Origin of the sequence: Pseudonocardia terrae, assembly GCF_021343995.1 — a bacterium.
GTDB lineage: Bacteria > Actinomycetota > Actinomycetes > Mycobacteriales > Pseudonocardiaceae > Pseudonocardia > Pseudonocardia terrae.
Window position 1 is genome coordinate 32,003 of the sequence record NZ_JAJTTE010000004.1, and the last position, 16,528, is coordinate 48,530.

Sequence of the window (16,528 nt, forward strand, 5' to 3'; positions counted from 1 at the left end):
CACTATGGAACCATAATGCGCTCACAGCTCGAACAATTGCGCGTTATGGTTCCGTAGTGCGCTCAGGAGCTGATTCTGGACACGTTATGGTTCCGTAGTGCGTCTAGGACCGCCCCCTCTGGCGCATTATGGTTCCATACTGCGCTCAGAGGGGTGAGGACGACCTTTCCGATCGTGTGGCCCGATTCCAGTTGCGCGTGCGCCGCGCGCAGGTTCTCGCTGGTCAGGCCCTCGAAGGTGCGGGTGAGGGTGGTGCGGATCCGGCCCTCGTCGACCAGATCCGCCACAAGTCGAGCAGTCCGCGCTGGGTCGCGTCCGTCTTCTGGAACAGCGGCCGGGTGAACATCAGCTCCCAGTGCCAGGTGATGCTCTTGGACTTGAGCGGGAGCAGATCCATGCCCGGCGGCTCGTCGATCGCCACGATCTCGCCGCGCGGGGTGAGAAGTTCCGCGTAGGCCTCGACGTTCTTCCCCGAGACCGGCGAGAAGACGTACTGCACGTCCGGCACCACCTTCCGCACCGACTCGACCAGTGCGTGGTGGTCCGCGATGTGGTCCGCGCCCATGCTGCGCGCGAACTCCGCGGACTCCTGGCGCGACGCCGTGCCGATCACCTCGACACCGGTCAGCGCCTCGGCCAGCTGGGTCACCATCGCGCCGACCCCGCCGGCCGCCGAGACGACGAGCAGGCGCCCCGTGTCGGCAGGACCGAGCCGGAGGGCGTCGAACAGGGTCTCCCAGGCCGTGATCGTGGTCAGCGGCAGGGCGGCCGCCTCCGCCCAGTCGAGCGTGCGGGGGTTGCGGCCCACGACGTGCTCGTCGACCAGGGTCCGGGACCTCGTGCTCGATCTCCGTGAACGTGGAGGCGTCGATCGCGGTGGTGCGTGTGCTCATGGCCGCGACCGTAGGCGAGGGGCCGCCTTGCGCCGCGGGATCGAGGCGGACGAGCGCCCGCCCGTCCGGCAGCACCGCCCCCTCTCCGGTCGGAGGGTTCCGCGGTGTCCGCCGGACGGGATCGGCCCCGCGGCTGGCGTCCGCTCCCTAGCGTCGGGACCGACGAAGGGAGCCGCCATGATCGGGCTCGCACGGCTGGACAACGACCTGGCCGGCTGGCTGGACCGCACGCTCGTCGTGCCCGGGGTGCTGCCGCCGGAGCGGTTCGAGGAGGCCTTCGTCGCGATCGTCACCTCGGGGGCGCCGGACCCCGAGGACGCCTGGCTGGCCTTCTACCGCAACACCCTCGACGCCCTGCGCGGCGACCCGGAGCCGGGCGGCACCAACGCCCAGCTGAAGCCCGTCCACGAGCGGGCCGAGGAGCTGGCCGTCGGGAGCGTGCTGGAGCTGGGGTCGTGCTTCGGGTTCCTCGCGCTCCGGCTCGCCCAGGCCGGGCACGAGGTCACCGCGACCGACCTCGTCCCCGGCACCGTCGGTCTGCTCGGGCGGATGGCCCCGCGGCTGGGGCTGGCCGTCGACACCCTGGTCGCCGACGCCCGCGACGTCCCCCTGCCCGACGGGCACGCCGACACGGTGCTGGCCGTGCACCTGCTCGAGCACCTGCCGGCCGAGGAGGGCAAGGCGGTGCTCGCCGAGGGGATCCGGCTGGCCCGGCGCCGGGTCGTCGTCGCGGTGCCCTTCGAGGACGAGCCGAACGAGACCTGGGGGCACGTGACGACCTTCGACGAGGCTGCCCTGCACGAGCTCGGCGCCACCACCGGGCTGCGGTACGAGGTCTCCGCGCACCACGGCGGGTGGTTGATCCTCGACCGTTGACGGCGCCCGCCCCCGGACGGTTCCATCGGGGAACGGCCGGGGTCCCGCGGCCGCCTCGACGAGGAGGACCGTGACCATGGGCGCCCTCAACTCCGAGTTCCGGCTCGGCGGCATCAACCACCTCGCGCTCGTCTGCTCGGACATGGCGCGCACGATCGACTTCTACTCCGGCGTGCTGGGCATGCCGCTGATCAAGACCATCGAGCTGCCCGGCGGCGGCCAGCACTTCTTCTTCGACTGCGGCGGCGGGGACTGCCTGGCCTTCTTCTGGTTCCCGGACGCGCCGGACGGCGTGCCGGGCATCTCCGCCCCGGCGGCCAAGCCGGGCGAGGGCGACCTGGCCAGCGCCACCGGCTCGATGAACCACGTGGCCTTCCACGTCCCCGTGCAGGAGTTCGAGGAGTACCGGCGCCGGCTCGCGGCCAAGGGGGTCGACGTCAGCCCGATCCTCGACCACGACGACAGCCCGAGCACGGTGGCGCGGGCGTTCCACCCCGGCGTGTTCGTGCGGTCGTTCTACTTCTCCGGCCCCGACGGCGAGCTGCTGGAGTTCGCCTGCTGGACCCGCTCGTTCGGGCCCGACGACGTGAAGCACGCTCCGCGGACCGCCGCCGACCGGCGCGTGCCGACGGCGACCGCCTGATGCCGCGGCTGCGCCAGGTCCCGCGCGCGGAGGTCACCGACCCCCGCATCCTCCAGTTCTACGACCGGCTCTTCGGCCCGGACCGCGACCCGGTGGCCGAGCCCGGCACCGCCACCGGCACGCCCGGCGACTGGTGGACCGTGTTCGCGCTGTCCCCCGACACGTTCCGGCACGCCGTCGACGGGTTCGCCCTCTACCGCGGCGCGCGGCTCGACCCGGTGCTGCGCGAGCTCGCCCAGTGCCGGGCGGGCTGGGCGCGGGGCAGCTCGTTCGTGTTCTCCCAGCACTGCAAGGCCCTGCGGGATCTCGGCGTCTCCGAGGAGCGCATCGCGGCGGTCCCGGCCTGGGCCGCCGCGGACTGCTGGAGCCCGGTGGAGCGGGCGGTCCTGGCGTACACCGACGCCCTGGTGCTCGACGGCGGCCGGGTACCCGACGGTGTCGTCGAGGCCCTGCGCGCGGGCGGCCTCGACGACGAGCAGATCCTCCTGCTGACCTACGTCACCTGCCTGTACGAGATGCACGCGACGATCAGCCGGGCGCTGCGCCTGGAGTACGACGACCGCGCGGAGCCCGTCACCGAGGTCCCCGCACCCGGCGCGTAGCGGCACCGGGCGCCGGCCCCGGAGCGCCGGCGCCCGGAACCCGCGTCACACCAGCTCGGGCACCCGCAGGTGGGCCAGGGCGAGCTCGAACTCCCGCACCTCGAGCACCTCCCCGCCGATCTCCTGCATGGCGTTGTCCCGGAAGCGGGCGGCCCGGTCCCGGAGCGTGGCCATCGCGTCGTAGCTGTCGAAGGTCACCGACGAGACCGAGAGCCCCTCGTCGCGGTCGAGCAGCATGCTGGCGCTGCAGAAGCCGTCCCACTGCTCCATCTCCGGGAGCATCGTCGCCTTGTAGAACCCGACGGCCCGGTCCAGCGTCGCCGGGTCGGACCGCACCCAGCTCACCCGCACGCACGCGCCGGGCGCGGAGGTGTGGTTGCGGTGCAGGACGGCGAGCTCCCACTCGTCGACCTGCGCGGTGCCACCGAGGGCGTCGGCCGCCCGGTCCCGCATCGGGCGGACGACCCCCGCGGAGGCCTCCATCGCCTCGTGGGAGTCCCAGGCGGTCGTCGCGATGCAGCGGCCGGACTCGCGGTCGGCCAGCATCGACATGCCGATGCACCCCGGCATGTCGAGCACCGCGGGCATGATCTCGTCGCGGATCAGCGCGATGCCGCGGTCCATGCTCTCCCGATGGGCCAGGATGGTGGTCGAACGTGCGTACACGGCCCACCTCCTTCCGGTCGGGGCGGCGCCCCGGCGGCGCCGCCGGACGCCGGACAGGATCCTCGCGCCCGGTCCCGCGCACCATGGACCAACGCCCCGTGCCGGACCCCCGGGAACGCCGACGTCCCGGCCCCGCGGACGGGGAACCGGGACGTCGGGAAGGAGGAACAGGTGCGGACTCAGCCCGCGGCGGTCTGCAGGGCCCGCCGGGTCAGCACCGTCACCAGGTGGCGGCGGTACTCGGGGGTGCCGGCGTTGTCGGCCGGGGGCTCGGTGCCCTCGGCGGCGAGCGCGGCCGCCTCCTCGATGCTCTTGCCCTCGGCCAGCGCGGCTTCGGTGGCCTTCGCCCGCAGCGGGGTCGAGCCCATGTTGACCAGCCCGATCCGGCGCGCGCCGTCCGGGGCGGTCACCACGGCCACCGCCACGATCGCCCAGTCGTTGCTGCGCCGGGTGAACTTCTCGTAGGCCCACCCCGTGGCGCCGGTGCGCGGCACCCGGATCTCGACGAGCAGCTCGTCCGGCTCCTTCACCGAGGAGAACACCCCGGTGTAGAACTCGGTGATCGGGACCTTCCGCTCGCCCCGCGGGCTGCGCAGCACGATCGTGCCCTCGAGCGCCAGGATCGCGGCGGGCAGGTCGCCGGCCGGGTCGCCGTGGGCGAGCGCGCCGCCCAGGGTGCCGCGGTGGCGGACCTGCGGGTCGCCGACGGTCCGGGTGACGGCCGGGAGCAGCGCGCACTCCTTCGCCAGCACGTCGGAGATGACGATGTCCCGGTAGCGGGTGCCCGCGCCGATGGCCACCTCGTCGCCGTCGACCCGGATGTAGTTGAGCTCGGCCAGCCGCCCGATGTCGATGACGATCTCGGGCGCGGCCAGGCGCAGCTTCATGACCGGGAGCAGCGAGTGCCCGCCGGCCAGCACCGTGGCGTCCTCGCCGTGCTCGGCGAGCAGGGCCAGGGCCGCGTCGAGCGACTCCGGGCGCTGGTAGTCGAAGCCGACGGGGATCACTTGTCGCCCTCCCCGGTGGAGAAGCCCGGCGCCGTGGTGCGCTCGTCGGACACGGCCTCGGCCGCCTGCGCGGCGTCGGGGTCCTTGCCCGCCGCGACCAGGACGGCGCGGACGATGTTGTGGTAGCCGGTGCAGCGGCAGAGGTTGCCCTCCAGCCCCTCCCGGACGTCCTTCTCGGTGAGGTCCGGGTTCTCCTCGATGAGGCTGACCGCGGCCATCACCATGCCCGGGGTGCAGAACCCGCACTGCAGGCCGTGCTCCTGGCGGAACGCCTTGGTGACCGGGTGGCCCAGCTCGCCCTTCGCGGCGCCGTCGAGACCCTCCATCGTGGTGACCGTCTGCTGGTCGGCCTGGACCGCGAGGACGGTGCAGGACTTCACGGCCTCGCCGTCGACGAGGACGGTGCAGGCGCCGCAGGACGTCGTGTCGCAGCCGATGTTGGTGGCCTTGAGGCCGAGGTTCTCGCGCAGGTAGTGCGCGAGCAGCGTGCGCGGCTCGACGTCGTGGCTGGTGTGCTCACCGTTGACGGTGATCTCCACCTTCATCGGGTGGCCTCCTGCGCTTCCTTGATGGCGGTCCACACCCGCACCGGGGTGAGGGGCATGTCGATGTGGCGGACGCCGAGGTGCGACACGGCGTCGATCACCGCGTTCTGCACCGCGGGGCAGGACCCGATGGTCCCGGCCTCGCCGACGCCCTTGTAGCCCATGGAGTTGATCGTCGTGGGCGTCTCCATGGTGACCAGGTCGAAGCTGGGCAGCTCCGCGGCCGAGGGGATGCCGTAGTCCGCGAAGGTCGCCGTGAGCGGCTGGCCCTCGGGGTCGAACACGACCTCCTCGAGCATCGCCTGCGCGATGCCCTGCGCGATGCCGCCGTGCCGCTGGCCGTCGAAGATCAGCGGGTTGAGGATCGGGCCGGCGTCGTCGAGCGCCCAGATCCGCTCGACGGTGGCCTTGCCGGACTCCACGTCGACCTCGACGACGGCGACGTGCGCGCCGAACGGGAAGGACGGCTTCTTGGCGTCCCACTCGTGGAAGACCTTGAGCTCCTCGGTGCCGGCCAGGTCGGCCAGCGAGACGCTCTTCGCGCCCGGGGCGCCCTTGACCACGATCGACCCGGTCGCCTTGTCCAGCTCCAGGTCGTCGATGCTCGCCTCGAGCACGTCCGCGGCCCGCTGCTTGGCCAGCTCGACCAGCTCGACCGCGGCATTGTGCACCGCGACGCCGCCGGTCTGCAGGCTCCGCGAGCCCATGGTGCCGGCGCCGGTGGGGATCAGGTCCGTGTCGCCGTGCTTCACGGTGATCTTCTCGACCGGGATGCCGAGCTCCTCGCTGGCCAGCATCGCCCACGCGGTCGCGTGGCCCTGGCCGTGCGGCGAGGTGCCGGTGAGCACGGTGACGGTGCCGTCCGCGTGCACCTGCACGGTCGCGTTCTCCACGAACGCGCCGCCGCCGGTGATCTCGACGTAGGACGACACGCCGATGCCCAGCTGCAGCGCGTCCCCGCGCTCGCGGCGGCGCGCCTGCTCGGCCCGCAGGCCCTCGTAGTTCGCCGCCTCGCAGGCCAGGTCGATCGCCTTCGCGTACTCGCCCGTGTCGTACTCGGCGCCACCCTTCGTGGTGAAGGGGAACTGCTCGGGCTTGACGACGTTCTTCTTGCGGAGCTCCGCCGGGTCCATCCCGATCTCGTCCGCGAAGAGGTCCATCGCGCGCTCGATGGCCTGGGTGGCCTCGGGGCGACCGGCGCCGCGGTAGGCCGCGGTCGACGTCGTGGTGGTCGCGACGACCTGGGCGGTCGACCAGACCTTCGGGATGTCGTACGTGCCGGGGGCCATCATCCGCGTGAACATCGGGAGGGCGACGCCGAGGCGCGGGTAGGCGCCGGCGTCGGCCACGACGTCGAGGCGGTAGGCCTTGACGGTGCCGTCCCGGTCGCCGCCGATCGTGATGGTCTGCAGCTGGGCGCGGCCCTGCACCATCCCGGTCATGTTCTCCGAGCGGCTCTCGTTCCAGCGGACCGGGCGGCCCACCTTCTTCGACAGCCACGCGACCAGCGCGAACTCGGGGTCGGCGCCGATCTTCGCGCCGAAGCCACCGCCGACGTCCGGCAGGATCAGCCGCAGGTCCTTGGCGTCCATGCCCAGCCAGCCGGCGACCTCGTCGCGGGCGCTCTGCGCGTTCTGGGTGGAGCAGAAGATCGTGCAGCGGCCGTCCTCGCCCCAGTAGGCGGAGGCCGCACGCGTCTCCAGCGGCGCCGCGGCGACCCGCTGGTTCACGATCTCCCGGCTGACGACGACCTCGCAGTCGGCGAAGAAGTCGTCGCCCGGCTCCTCCTTGTTCAGGTGCATCGCGGTGACGCTGTTCGTCCCGGCCTCGGGGAACAGGAGGACCTCGTCCTTGAGGGCCTCCTTCATGTCGACCACGGCGTCGAGCGGCTCGTAGTCGACGTCGACCAGGTCGGCGGCGTCCTCGCCCTGGTAGGCCTCCTCGGTGAGGACGGCCGCGACCGCCTCGCCGACGTAGCGCACCCGGTCCGTGGCCAGGAACGGCCGCAGCATCTTCTTGTTGGCCGCCGGGAACAGCAGGGCCGGCGCGATGTCGCAGTCGGCGCCGGTGAAGACGGCCACGACGCCGGGCGCGTTGCGCGCCTCCTCGACGTCGATCGAGTTGATCGTGGCGTGGGCCAGCGGGGAGCGGACCAGGGTCACGTGCAGTGCCCCGGTGAGCCGCTCGTCGGTCAGGTCGTCGGTGTATGTCGCGCCCCGTGTGAGGAACACCGGGTCCTCGGTACGGACAACGCGCGTGCCCAAGATGCTCATCGGGCGCGACACTAGCCCCGTGGGCAGCCGCATGCGACCTCCCGCAGGCCCCTGACCTGCAGGTTAGCGTGCCCTAAGTCGGCAGCACCGACCCGCGTTTCCGCGCTAGCGGGGGATTCCGCCGGAGCATACCGCACCTGCGGGTCGCAGCCGGGGCATCGTTTCCTGAGCGAACGAACGTTCACACCGATGGCGGAGCGTCCCACCAGGGCCGGACGGCCCACAACGGCGAGACCGGGCCGTGCCCCTGGCCGAGTGGATAGGCGTACCGCACGGCCTCGACGATGTAGCGCTTGCCGAACTCCACGGCCTCCGGAAGCGCGAGCCCGCGGGCGAGGCCGGACGCGATCGCCGCGGCCAGCGAGTCGCCCCCGCCGTGGGTGTGGCCGGTCGCGAAGCGCGGGCCGGGCAGCTCGGTGAAGGACTCGCCGTCGAAGAACAGGTCGACGCAGCCGTCGGTGTCCTCCGCGAGGTGCCCACCCTTGACGAGCACCGCCCGCGGGCCGAGGGCGTGCAGCTCCTTCGCCGCGGCGTACTGCACCTCGCGGTCGTGCACGTCGATGCCGATGAGCAGGCGCACCTCGTCGAGGTTCGGGGTCACCAGGGTCGCGCGCGGGAAGAGCAGGTCGCGGAAGGCGTCGAGCGCGGAGTCGGCGAGCAGCTGGTCGCCGTGCATGGAGGCCGCGACGGGGTCGATGACCAGGGGCGTCCGCCCGTCCGCGCCGATTCCGTTCGCGTCGCAGGCCGCCGCCACCGCCTCGATGATCTCGGCACCGGCGAGCATGCCGGTCTTGGCGGCGTCGAGCCCGATGTCCGACGCCACGGTCGAGATCTGCGCGGCCACGATCTCCGGCGGGATCGTGTGCACGCCCGTCACCCCGACCGAGTTCTGCACCGTGACGGCGCAGACGGCGAGACAGCCGTGCACCCCGCAGGCCGCGAAGGTGCGCAGGTCCGCGGCGATGCCGGCACCGCCGCCGGAGTCCGTGCCCGCGATCGTCATGACGCGGGGCGGGGTGGTGCCGAGAGACGGTTCGGGCATGGGAGGACGGTAGCCCGCGGGACGGGCGGCGGAATGCGGTGGCGGGCGGTCCGGTTCACTGGGGACATGGCGGACGAGAAGGTGGAGCTCAGCCCCGAGGGCTGGGTGCAGGACCAGACGAAGAAGATCCTGGAGACGGGCACGACCGAGGGCGTCGACATCCTGGGCAGCCCGATCGTGCTGCTGACGCTGCGCGGCGCGAAGAGCGGGAAGCTGCGCTACACGCCGGTGATGCGCGTGGAGCACGACGGCAGCTACGCGGTCGTCGCGTCGAAGGGCGGGGCCCCCGAGCACCCGGTCTGGTACTACAACATCAAGGCGCACCCCGAGTTCCCGCTCCAGGACGGCACCGAGACGAAGACCTACGTCGCCCGCGAGGTCGACGGCGCGGAGCGCGCCTCTTGGTGGGAGCGCGCGGTCGAGGCCTACCCGTCCTACGCGGAGTACCAGGAGAAGACGGACCGGCAGATCCCGGTGTTCGTGCTGGACCCGAAGTCCTGACCTGACGGGATCGGGGGGGGGGGGTGCCGAGGCACCCGCCGCCCGCGCGTTCTCGGAGCCAGTTCTCGGGCCCCGTTCTCAGGGCCCTCGTTCTCAGGGCCTCCTGCTCAGGGCCCGGCCTCGGTGCCCGTTCTCGCGCCCCGGCCGCACGCTCCGCTCTCACAGCTCCGTCGGCACCGCGACGACGTCGACCATCGCCCCGTTGCGCAGCACCGTCACCGGCAGCGGCACGCCGATGGCGTCGCCGAAGAGCTGGCGCTGGATGCCCTGGGCGTCCTCGACCGGCGTGCGCCCGACGTCGAGCACGAGATCGCCGCGGCGCAACCCGGCCCGGTCGGCCGGGCTGCCGGTGACCACCTCGGCGAGCCGCAGCCCGTTGCGCCGCCCGTACCGGTCCGCGACCACGGCCGGCACCGGCGCGGGGGCACCGACCACGCCGAGGTAGGCGCGCCGCACCCGGCCCTCGAGGCGCAGCGTCTCCACGATCCGGCGGGTGGTCGCGTTGATCGGCACCGCCAGGCCCAGGCCGGTCCCGGCGACCGCGGTGTTGATCCCCACGACGCGGCCGCGGGCATCGGCCAGCGCGCCCCCGGAGTTGCCGGGGTTGAGCGCCGCGTCGGTCTGGATGACGTCCTCCACCACCCGGCCCGCGGACCCGTCCCGGGTCGGCAGGGCCCGGCCGAGCGCACTCACGACCCCGGCCGTCACCGAGCCGGCCAGACCCAACGGGTTCCCGACCGCGACCACGAGCTGCCCGACGACGAGCGCTTCCGCCTCGCCGAGCCGCGCGGGCTCCGGCAGCGGCTCGTCGGCGCGCAGCAGGGCGAGATCGGAGAGCGGGTCCGAACCGGCCACCCGGACCGGGACCTGGGCACCGTCGGCGAAGTCGGCCCGGCCGCGGGTGGACCGGCCCACGACGTGCGCGTTGGTCAGCAGCTCCCCCGGCGCGACCACGACCGCCGAGCCGGAGCCGCGGCCGAACCGGACGGCCGCCACGCGGGGCGTGAGCTCCGCGGCGACCGTGCTGACCGTGCGGGAGTAGGCGTCGAGCTCCTCCATGGCGAGCCTCCTGATTACAGCGTTGCAGGAGGCTCAACGGGGTAGCGGGGCCGGGTGTTCCCGGTCACGGTCCTCGCCCGCGCTGGACGAGTCGCGGCACTTCCGACGCGGCCGCACACCCATTGCAGCGCCACAGACCGCCGCGGCGCCGTTCAGACCTCCTCGGCCTCCTGCGCGGCAGGGTCCCAGGCCAGGCCGGGCTCGCCCCAACCGTGCTTGCGCAGCATCTTCTTGGCCGCGCGCTGGTTGCGGCCCACGAGGCGGTCCACGTAGATGACGCCGTCGAGGTGGTCGGTCTCGTGCTGCAGGCACCGGGCGAAGAAGCCCAGGCCGTCGACGTCGACGGGCTCGCCGAACTCGTCCGTGCCGGTGACCCTGGCCCACTCGGCCCGTCCGGTCGGGAACTGCTCCCCGGGGACGGAGAGGCAGCCCTCGTCGTCCTCGTCCGGGTCCGGCATGCCCTGCGGCTTCTCCGAGGTGGTGAGCACCGGGTTCACGACCACCCCGCGCCGCATCGTGCGGGACTCCTCGTCGGGGCAGTCGTAGACGAACACCCGCAGCCCGATGCCGATCTGGTTGGCCGCGAGCCCCACGCCGTGCGCCGCCGCCATGGTGTCGAACATGTCCGCGACCAGGGCCCTGAGCTCGTCGTCGTACGTCTCGACGGGGCGGGTGGGCGTGTGCAGGACGGGATCGCCGATGATGACGATGGGACGGACGGCCACACCGAGACAGTAATGTCCGCGCGGGACGTCCCCGGTGTCCGCCCGGTGCCTCCCCGGGACGGTCCGGCGATTCACGCCGCCGGGTGGCGCGTCCACCCCGTTTCTGTCGGTCCATCGTGGTTCAATGGCGCCCGCGAATGACAGCTGTGTCATTCGGGCGTCGGAGCGACTGTGCAGGGAGCGTGATGGAGTCCGCCACGGAAACCAGTGGGACGAACCGTCCCGCCGGCCCGCCGGTCCGCGAGCTGGACCGGCGCGAGCGCGAGATCCTCGCCTTCGAGGGTCAGTGGTGGAAGTACCAGGGGGCCAAGGAACAGGCCATCCGCGAGCTGTTCGACATGTCGGCCACCCGGTACTACCAGGTGCTCAACGCGCTCGTCGACACGCCCGAGGCCCTCGCCGCCGATCCTCTCCTGGTCAAGCGTCTCCGCCGGCTGCGCGCCAGCCGGCAGCGCACCCGGGCCGCCCGCCGGCTCGGCATGGAGCCGTGGTGACCGTGACCCCGCCCGCCGCCCCCGCACCGGAGGACTGACGTGACCGCTCCCGCGTCCGGACCGTCACCGCTGAAGGTCGGCGGCATCGCGCTCGTCGGCGTCGCCGTGATCGCCGCCGTCATCGGTCTGGTCTCGCTGGGCACCGGGGGCGGGGGCGGGGGCTCGGACGACGGATCGGGCTCCACCGCGGCCGCGCCCACCGCCTCGGTGGCCCCCGCGACCCCCGCGCCGGGCTCCGGCACGGACGAGGTCCCGGTGCCCTCCTTCCCGGCCACGCCGACGGAGGCCGCGCCGGCCGGCACACCGGCGGGCGGCTTCGGCGACGGCAGCGGCGTCGGCGGTGCCAACGGTGTCGGTGGCACCAACGGTGTCGGTGGTGCCAGTGGCGCCGGCGGTGTCGGTGGGCTCGCCGGCGCGGGTGGTGCAGGTGGGGTCGAAGCCGCCCCGACGCTGCCCCTGCGCGTCTACAACAACAGCACGGTCGAGGGCCTGGCCGCGCGGGCCGCGTCGGACTTCCGCAACGGCGGCTGGACGGTCACCGACACCACCGGCTACCCCTACGGCGTGATCCCGACCAGCACGGTCTACTACCGCCCGGGCACCAGCGAGCAGGCGTCGGCCGATCGGCTGGCGCAGGACTACGGGCTGCGGGCGGAGCCGCGCTTCCAGGGCATCGAGGACGCCAGCCCCGGCCTCATCGTGATCGTCACCAAGGACTACAAGGCCAAGTGACACCCCACTGACCGATCCGCTCCCCAGCGCACGGCGCGCCCCTGTCCGGGGCGCGCCGTTCGCCGTTCTCAGGGGCTTCAGTCCGCCGCGCGGCGGGCGGCGTAGGCCTCCAGCTCGGCGACCTGCACCGGGTCGAGGCTCGGCGGCACGGCCCGGCGGGCCTTGTCCAGGTGCGCGGCCGTGACCTCGGTGGCGTCGAGCGACTCCCGCATCGCGGTGAGCGCGGCCTCGCGCAGCACGGCGGCGCAGTCGGCGGCCGAGTAGCCCTCGAGCTCTGCGGCGAGCGCAGCGAGGTCCACGTCGTCGGCCAGCGGGGTGTTGCGGCCCGCGGCGCGCAGGATGTCCGCGCGCGCCTCGGCGTCGGGCGGCGGCACGAAGACCAGCCGCTCCAACCTCCCGGGGCGCAGCAGCGCGGGATCCACCAGCTCGGGCCGGTTGGTCGCGCCGACCACCACGACCTCGCGCAGCGGCGTCGCCCCGTCGAGCTCGGTCAGCAGGGCGGCGACCACCCGGTCGGCCACGCCGGAGTCGGTGGAGCCGCCCCGGCGCGGGGCCAGGGCGTCGACCTCGTCGAGGAACACGAGCGCAGGCGCGGCATCCGAGGCCTTACGGAACAGCTCGCGGACCGCGCGCTCGGACTCGCCGACGTACTTGTCCAGAAGCTCGGCGCCCTTCACCGAGAACACGTTGAGCTGCCCCGACCCGGCGAGCGCGCGGAGCAGGAAGGTCTTGCCGCCGCCGGGCGGACCGTAGAGCAGCACGCCGCGCGGGGCCTCGACACCGAGGCGGGCGAAGGAGTCCGGGTAGCGCAACGGCCAGAGCACGGCCTCGGTGAGCGCCTGCTTCACGTCGGTCATGTCGCCGACCTGGTCCAGGGTGATCCCGCCGGTCTGCAGGGTGCCGGTGGAGGACATGGAGATCGGGCGCACCGACCCCACCGCGCCCAGCAGGTCGGCCATCTCGATCCGGGCCCCGTCGGTCTCCGGGGATGCCGGTGCCTCCGCGGGGGCCGGACCGGGCGCGGCGTCGTCCGGCACCGCCGGCGCGGGGACGTCGGCGGCGCTGCTCCCGGCCCCGTGCCGCAGCGCCGCCGTCACCGCGGCCTCGCGGCGGACCGCGGCCAGGTCGGCGACGACGAACCCGGGGGTCCGCGAGGCGACCGCGGCGAGGTCGACGTCGTCGGCCAGCGGGACGTCGGCGAGCAGCCGGCGCAACAGGTCCGCCCGCACCGCGGCGTCCGGCAGGCCCAGGCCCACCTCCCGGTCGGCCAGGTCCGGCGCCCGCAGCCGGGGGTCGACGGCCTCGGGCGCGGCCGTCGTGGCGACGAGGGCCAGGTTCGGCGTGCCCACGGCCTCCCGCAGGCCGTCGAGGACCAGGGTGGCGAGCGGAGGCGGTGAGGCGGCCGGGAGCAACGCGTCGACGTCCGTGACCAGCAGGACCACCGGCCGACCGGCGGCCGCCTCGCCGCGGGCCCGGGTCAGGCACTCCTGGACCCGCGCGGCGGCCGAGGCCGCCTCCAGCGCCGCGACCGCCGGCCCGGGCAGCTCCACGCAACCGGCCCCGACCGCGCCGGCCACGCTGCGGATCAGCGTCGTCTTGCCGACGCCTTCGGGCCCGGTCACCAGCACCCCGAGCCGGGGCGTCCCGCCGAGCCGGACCAGCAGCTCCGGCCGGGAGAAGGTCAGCTCGAGCCACTCGACGAGCCGGCGCGCCTGCGCGGTGTGGCCGACCAGGGCGTCGAGCGGGAGCGCGGTTCCCGTGGCCTCGGCCGGCGCGGGTGGCGCGGGTGGCGGAGCGGACCGCGGGGCAGCCGGTCTGGTCGACGGCCGTGGTCCGGCCTGCGGGGAGTCCCCCGTCGTCGGCCCGTCCAGCCAGCCGACGACGGTCGTCGGGTGCACCGAGACGGGGCCGGGCGGGTCGGCCTGCGAGACGGTGACCAACTCGCTGGTCCAGGCCCCGCCGATCGCCGCGGCGAGGGCACGCCGGGCCCTCGGGACGTCGGCCCCGGGCGGCGGGGCGATGTCCTGCGGCAGCAGGGAGACCGCGTCGCCACCGGTGAGGACCTTGCCGAGCAGCGCGAGCCGGGCCGTGGCCGGCGGGACCGCGCTGCGCACCAGCCGCGAGCCGGCGAGCACCACCCGCCGGGCCGGGGCCACCGCCACCGGCCCGACGACCACGGACGCACCCTCGGTGAGGCCGGCGTTGGAGAGCGTGACGTCGTCGAGCAGTGCCTGACCGGCCGCGGCGGCCGGGTCGCCGGCCACGGCCAGGGCGCTGGTGACCCGGCCTCCGGTGAGGGTGACGGCGTCCCAGCTGCGCAGGTGCAGCGCGTCGAGGACCTCGGGGTGGAGCCGCACGACCCCGCGCCGGGCGTCGACGGCGGACGTGGCGAGGCGGGCGACCAAGGTGATCACGGGCACCGGGTAACCGTATCGACCGGCCCGAACCCGCCCGCGGGGTCAGCGCAGAGGTTCGCTCCGCAAGCGTCGCTCAGCGCAGAGGTTCGCTCCGCACGCGTCCCTCAGCGCCGGCGCAGCCCGCGACGCCGTTCGGTGCTCGGCATGCGGCGCGCCTGCCCGCCCAGCGGGCGCATCGGCCGGATCGGACGCGAGGGGCCGGAGTCGAACGGCTCGACGGGGTCCTCGGCGCTGCGGCGCCGCACGATACCGCCCATGCCCCGGGCGACGGCCATCGTCCGGCCGGCGACGCGGCGGCGCAGCGGCGGGCGCAGGCCCAGCCGGCGGGCCGACCGGGCGGCCCGGGCGACGGCCCGGCGCTCGCGCACCGGCACGCCCCACGCCTCCGGGTGCCGCTCCAGCCACTTGTAGCGGTACACCGTGTACGGGATGAGCAGCAGATAACCGACGCCGATCAGGGCCATCCCGAGGAACGGCGCGGTCAGCAGGATCGCCGCGGCCACCCCGACCAGCACCAGCAGCGGCGCGATCCACCGCGGCCGCACCCGCGCCGTCTTCAGCGAGAGCGTGGGGATGCGGCTGACCATCAGCGCCGCGGTGCACAGCGCCCACACCCCCACCGTGACCGGCGAGGACCACCAGCCGGGCCCGAAGTGCAGGAAGAGGTACAGCGGGATGCCCGCCGTGAGCGCGGCCGCCGGGGCCGGGACCCCGACGAAGAACTCCTTGGCGAACGGCGGCTGGTCCTCGTCGTCGATCAGGGTGTTGAAGCGGGCCAGCCGCAGGGCCATGCAGACGGCGAAGATCAGCGCGACCACCCAGCCGAGCCGGGTGCCCTGCAGGGCCCAGATGTAGAGGACGAGCGCCGGCGCGACGCCGAAGGACACCAGGTCCGCCAGCGAGTCCAGCTCCTGCCCGATGCGGCTGCTGGCGTCGAGGAGACGGGCCAGTCCGCCGTCGAGGGCGTCGCACAGGGCGGCCGCGCCCGCGGCGGCGATGCACAGCTCGAACCGGCCGTGCAGCGCGAAGTTGACCGCGGAGAGCCCGGCGCAGAGCGCGAGGACGGTGACCGCGTTGGGCAGCAGCCGCACGCCCGCCTGGTAGGTGTTCACGGCCGGCCCTTCTCCCCGGCGTCCTGCACCACGGCGTCCTGCACCACGGCGTCCTCCACCACGGCGTCCGTCACCGGGCCGTCCTTCTCGACGGCCAGATTCGCCAGGACGGTCTCGCCGCCGATGGTGCGCTGTCCCACCGACACCTCGGGCGCGACGCCCGGCGGCAGATAGGTGTCGACGCGCGAGCCGAAGCGGATGAGTCCGTAGGTCTCGCCGGCGGCGACCTCGTCGCCCGGCTGCACGTCGCAGCGGATGCGCCGCGCCAGCAGCCCGGCGATCTGGACGACGCCGACCAGGTGCCCGGTCTGCGTCTCCAGGACCAGCCCGTTGCGCTCGTTGTCCTCGCTGGCCTTGTCCAGGTCCGCGGAGAGGAAGGCGCCGGGGCGGTACTCGACCGAGCGGATCCGGCCGTGCATCGGGATGCGCTGGACGTGCACGTCGAGCACGGAGAGGAAGACGCTGACCCGGGTGACCGGCTCGCGCGGCAGGTCGAGCTCCGCGGGCGGGACCACCTCGGAGATCAGCGCGACGGTGCCGTCGGCCGGTGCGAGGACGGCCCCCGGGCGCAGCGGCGGCACGCGGCGCGGCGCGCGGAAGAAGGCGGCCGTCGCGACGGTGGCCAGCAGACCGGCGCCGGTGCCCCGGCCGGTCAGCAGCCGGACGGCGCCGGCCGAAGCCGCGACGGCGGCGATGACCGGACGGCCGCCGGGGTGCAGCGGCGGGACGGCCTCGCGGACCAGCTTGGCCGCGTGCAGCAGCGGGTTCTCGCCACCGGTGGCGGGCGGCGCGCCCGCCGGGTGCAGCTCGGGCCTGTCCCCGGGGGCGCCCGGGGACGGGGTCGCGGGGGTGGTCGCGGCCATGGTCGCCAGCGGCTCCTCGTCGGCGGCGCCGTTTCTCCCGGGCTCCCGGCCGGTGCGGGAGGGAGGGCGCGGGCGCCA

The 16,528-nt window shown here is 74.2% G+C and carries 18 protein-coding genes; 6 read left to right on the top strand and 12 right to left on the bottom strand.

All coding sequences use genetic code 11. The features are described 5' to 3' along the window. Window positions 1-62: 62 nt before the first annotated feature. Window positions 63-287 carry a zinc-binding dehydrogenase gene (locus LWC33_RS36425; protein WP_372476544.1) on the bottom strand — a complete coding sequence of 75 codons (225 nt, stop codon included), beginning with the start codon at window positions 285-287 and terminating at the stop codon, window positions 63-65. Further along, window positions 224-808: a zinc-binding dehydrogenase gene (locus LWC33_RS03625; RefSeq protein ID WP_233302760.1), complete on the bottom strand. Its 585-nt coding sequence runs from the start codon at window positions 806-808 to the stop codon at window positions 224-226. Before LWC33_RS03625 ends, LWC33_RS36425 begins: the two co-directional genes overlap by 64 nt. 262 nt (window positions 809-1,070) lie before the next feature. Here LWC33_RS03625 and mftM point away from each other — a divergent pair, with 262 nt between their 5' ends. From mftM to LWC33_RS03640, 3 genes are all read left to right on the top strand, one after another. Continuing rightward, complete coding sequence (gene mftM, locus LWC33_RS03630; protein ID WP_233302761.1) at window positions 1,071-1,769, top strand: mycofactocin oligosaccharide methyltransferase MftM; 699 nt, start codon at window positions 1,071-1,073, stop codon at window positions 1,767-1,769. Between the two features lie 76 nt (window positions 1,770-1,845). Beyond that, window positions 1,846-2,412: a VOC family protein gene (locus LWC33_RS03635; RefSeq protein WP_233302925.1), complete on the top strand. Its 567-nt coding sequence runs from the start codon at window positions 1,846-1,848 to the stop codon at window positions 2,410-2,412. Continuing rightward, the gene (locus tag LWC33_RS03640) at window positions 2,412-3,014 is read left to right on the top strand and encodes a carboxymuconolactone decarboxylase family protein (protein ID WP_233302762.1); all 603 of its coding nucleotides are present in this window, start codon (window positions 2,412-2,414) and stop codon (window positions 3,012-3,014) included. Before LWC33_RS03635 ends, LWC33_RS03640 begins: the two co-directional genes overlap by 1 nt. Window positions 3,015-3,059: 45 nt before the next feature. Here LWC33_RS03640 and LWC33_RS03645 read toward each other — a convergent pair whose 3' ends face one another. From LWC33_RS03645 to thiD, 5 genes are all read right to left on the bottom strand, one after another. Continuing rightward, on the bottom strand, window positions 3,060-3,680 hold the full coding sequence (locus LWC33_RS03645; RefSeq protein WP_233302763.1) for an antibiotic biosynthesis monooxygenase: 621 nt from the start codon (window positions 3,678-3,680) through the stop codon (window positions 3,060-3,062). Between the two features lie 179 nt (window positions 3,681-3,859). Next, complete coding sequence (locus tag LWC33_RS03650; RefSeq protein ID WP_233302764.1) at window positions 3,860-4,687, bottom strand: FAD binding domain-containing protein; 828 nt, start codon at window positions 4,685-4,687, stop codon at window positions 3,860-3,862. Continuing rightward, window positions 4,684-5,232, bottom strand: coding sequence for a (2Fe-2S)-binding protein (locus tag LWC33_RS03655; RefSeq protein WP_233302765.1), 549 nt, complete (start codon window positions 5,230-5,232; stop codon window positions 4,684-4,686). Before LWC33_RS03655 ends, LWC33_RS03650 begins: the two co-directional genes overlap by 4 nt. Beyond that, on the bottom strand, window positions 5,229-7,505 hold the full coding sequence (locus LWC33_RS03660) for a xanthine dehydrogenase family protein molybdopterin-binding subunit (RefSeq protein ID WP_233302766.1): 2,277 nt from the start codon (window positions 7,503-7,505) through the stop codon (window positions 5,229-5,231). Before LWC33_RS03660 ends, LWC33_RS03655 begins: the two co-directional genes overlap by 4 nt. Window positions 7,506-7,686: 181 nt before the next feature. Then, window positions 7,687-8,547: a bifunctional hydroxymethylpyrimidine kinase/phosphomethylpyrimidine kinase gene (gene thiD, locus LWC33_RS03665; RefSeq protein ID WP_233302767.1), complete on the bottom strand. Its 861-nt coding sequence runs from the start codon at window positions 8,545-8,547 to the stop codon at window positions 7,687-7,689. Between the two features lie 66 nt (window positions 8,548-8,613). Here thiD and LWC33_RS03670 point away from each other — a divergent pair, with 66 nt between their 5' ends. Further along, window positions 8,614-9,048 carry a nitroreductase family deazaflavin-dependent oxidoreductase gene (locus LWC33_RS03670; protein WP_233302768.1) on the top strand — a complete coding sequence of 145 codons (435 nt, stop codon included), beginning with the start codon at window positions 8,614-8,616 and terminating at the stop codon, window positions 9,046-9,048. A gap of 159 nt (window positions 9,049-9,207) precedes the next feature. On the opposite strand, the gene LWC33_RS03675 is transcribed toward LWC33_RS03670, so the two are convergent. Further along, window positions 9,208-10,107, bottom strand: coding sequence for a S1C family serine protease (locus tag LWC33_RS03675; RefSeq protein WP_233302769.1), 900 nt, complete (start codon window positions 10,105-10,107; stop codon window positions 9,208-9,210). 152 nt (window positions 10,108-10,259) lie between these two features. Beyond that, window positions 10,260-10,832 carry a peptide deformylase gene (locus LWC33_RS03680; protein ID WP_233302770.1) on the bottom strand — a complete coding sequence of 191 codons (573 nt, stop codon included), beginning with the start codon at window positions 10,830-10,832 and terminating at the stop codon, window positions 10,260-10,262. A gap of 185 nt (window positions 10,833-11,017) precedes the next feature. Here LWC33_RS03680 and napA point away from each other — a divergent pair, with 185 nt between their 5' ends. Together napA and LWC33_RS03690 are read left to right on the top strand one after the other, a co-directional pair. Beyond that, window positions 11,018-11,326: a nucleoid-associated protein NapA gene (gene napA, locus LWC33_RS03685; RefSeq protein ID WP_037048722.1), complete on the top strand. Its 309-nt coding sequence runs from the start codon at window positions 11,018-11,020 to the stop codon at window positions 11,324-11,326. Window positions 11,327-11,365: 39 nt separating this feature from the next. After that, window positions 11,366-12,058, top strand: coding sequence for a LytR C-terminal domain-containing protein (locus LWC33_RS03690; RefSeq protein WP_233302771.1), 693 nt, complete (start codon window positions 11,366-11,368; stop codon window positions 12,056-12,058). 77 nt (window positions 12,059-12,135) lie between these two features. Here LWC33_RS03690 and LWC33_RS03695 read toward each other — a convergent pair whose 3' ends face one another. From LWC33_RS03695 to LWC33_RS03705, 3 genes are all read right to left on the bottom strand, one after another. Further along, complete coding sequence (locus tag LWC33_RS03695; RefSeq protein ID WP_372476548.1) at window positions 12,136-14,472, bottom strand: AAA family ATPase; 2,337 nt, start codon at window positions 14,470-14,472, stop codon at window positions 12,136-12,138. Between the two features lie 107 nt (window positions 14,473-14,579). Further along, window positions 14,580-15,587, bottom strand: coding sequence for a CDP-alcohol phosphatidyltransferase family protein (locus tag LWC33_RS03700; protein WP_233302773.1), 1,008 nt, complete (start codon window positions 15,585-15,587; stop codon window positions 14,580-14,582). Continuing rightward, window positions 15,584-16,450: a phosphatidylserine decarboxylase gene (locus LWC33_RS03705; RefSeq protein WP_233302774.1), complete on the bottom strand. Its 867-nt coding sequence runs from the start codon at window positions 16,448-16,450 to the stop codon at window positions 15,584-15,586. Before LWC33_RS03705 ends, LWC33_RS03700 begins: the two co-directional genes overlap by 4 nt. Window positions 16,451-16,528: the final 78 nt, after the last annotated feature.

Excerpts from the sequence above, each read along its gene's own strand:
- LWC33_RS03670 (WP_233302768.1), top strand. The coding sequence starts at position 8,614 with ATGGCGGACGAGAAGGTGGAGCTCAGCCCCGAGGGCTGGGTGCAGGAC.
- LWC33_RS03705 (WP_233302774.1), bottom strand. The coding sequence starts at position 16,450 with ATGGCCGCGACCACCCCCGCGACCCCGTCCCCGGGCGCCCCCGGGGAC.
- napA (WP_037048722.1), top strand. The coding sequence starts at position 11,018 with ATGGAGTCCGCCACGGAAACCAGTGGGACGAACCGTCCCGCCGGCCCG.
- mftM (WP_233302761.1), top strand. The coding sequence starts at position 1,071 with ATGATCGGGCTCGCACGGCTGGACAACGACCTGGCCGGCTGGCTGGAC.
- LWC33_RS03655 (WP_233302765.1), bottom strand. The coding sequence starts at position 5,232 with ATGAAGGTGGAGATCACCGTCAACGGTGAGCACACCAGCCACGACGTC.
- LWC33_RS03660 (WP_233302766.1), bottom strand. The coding sequence starts at position 7,505 with ATGAGCATCTTGGGCACGCGCGTTGTCCGTACCGAGGACCCGGTGTTC.
- LWC33_RS03635 (WP_233302925.1), top strand. The coding sequence starts at position 1,846 with ATGGGCGCCCTCAACTCCGAGTTCCGGCTCGGCGGCATCAACCACCTC.
- thiD (WP_233302767.1), bottom strand. The coding sequence starts at position 8,547 with ATGCCCGAACCGTCTCTCGGCACCACCCCGCCCCGCGTCATGACGATC.
- LWC33_RS03640 (WP_233302762.1), top strand. The coding sequence starts at position 2,412 with ATGCCGCGGCTGCGCCAGGTCCCGCGCGCGGAGGTCACCGACCCCCGC.
- LWC33_RS03675 (WP_233302769.1), bottom strand. The coding sequence starts at position 10,107 with ATGGAGGAGCTCGACGCCTACTCCCGCACGGTCAGCACGGTCGCCGCG.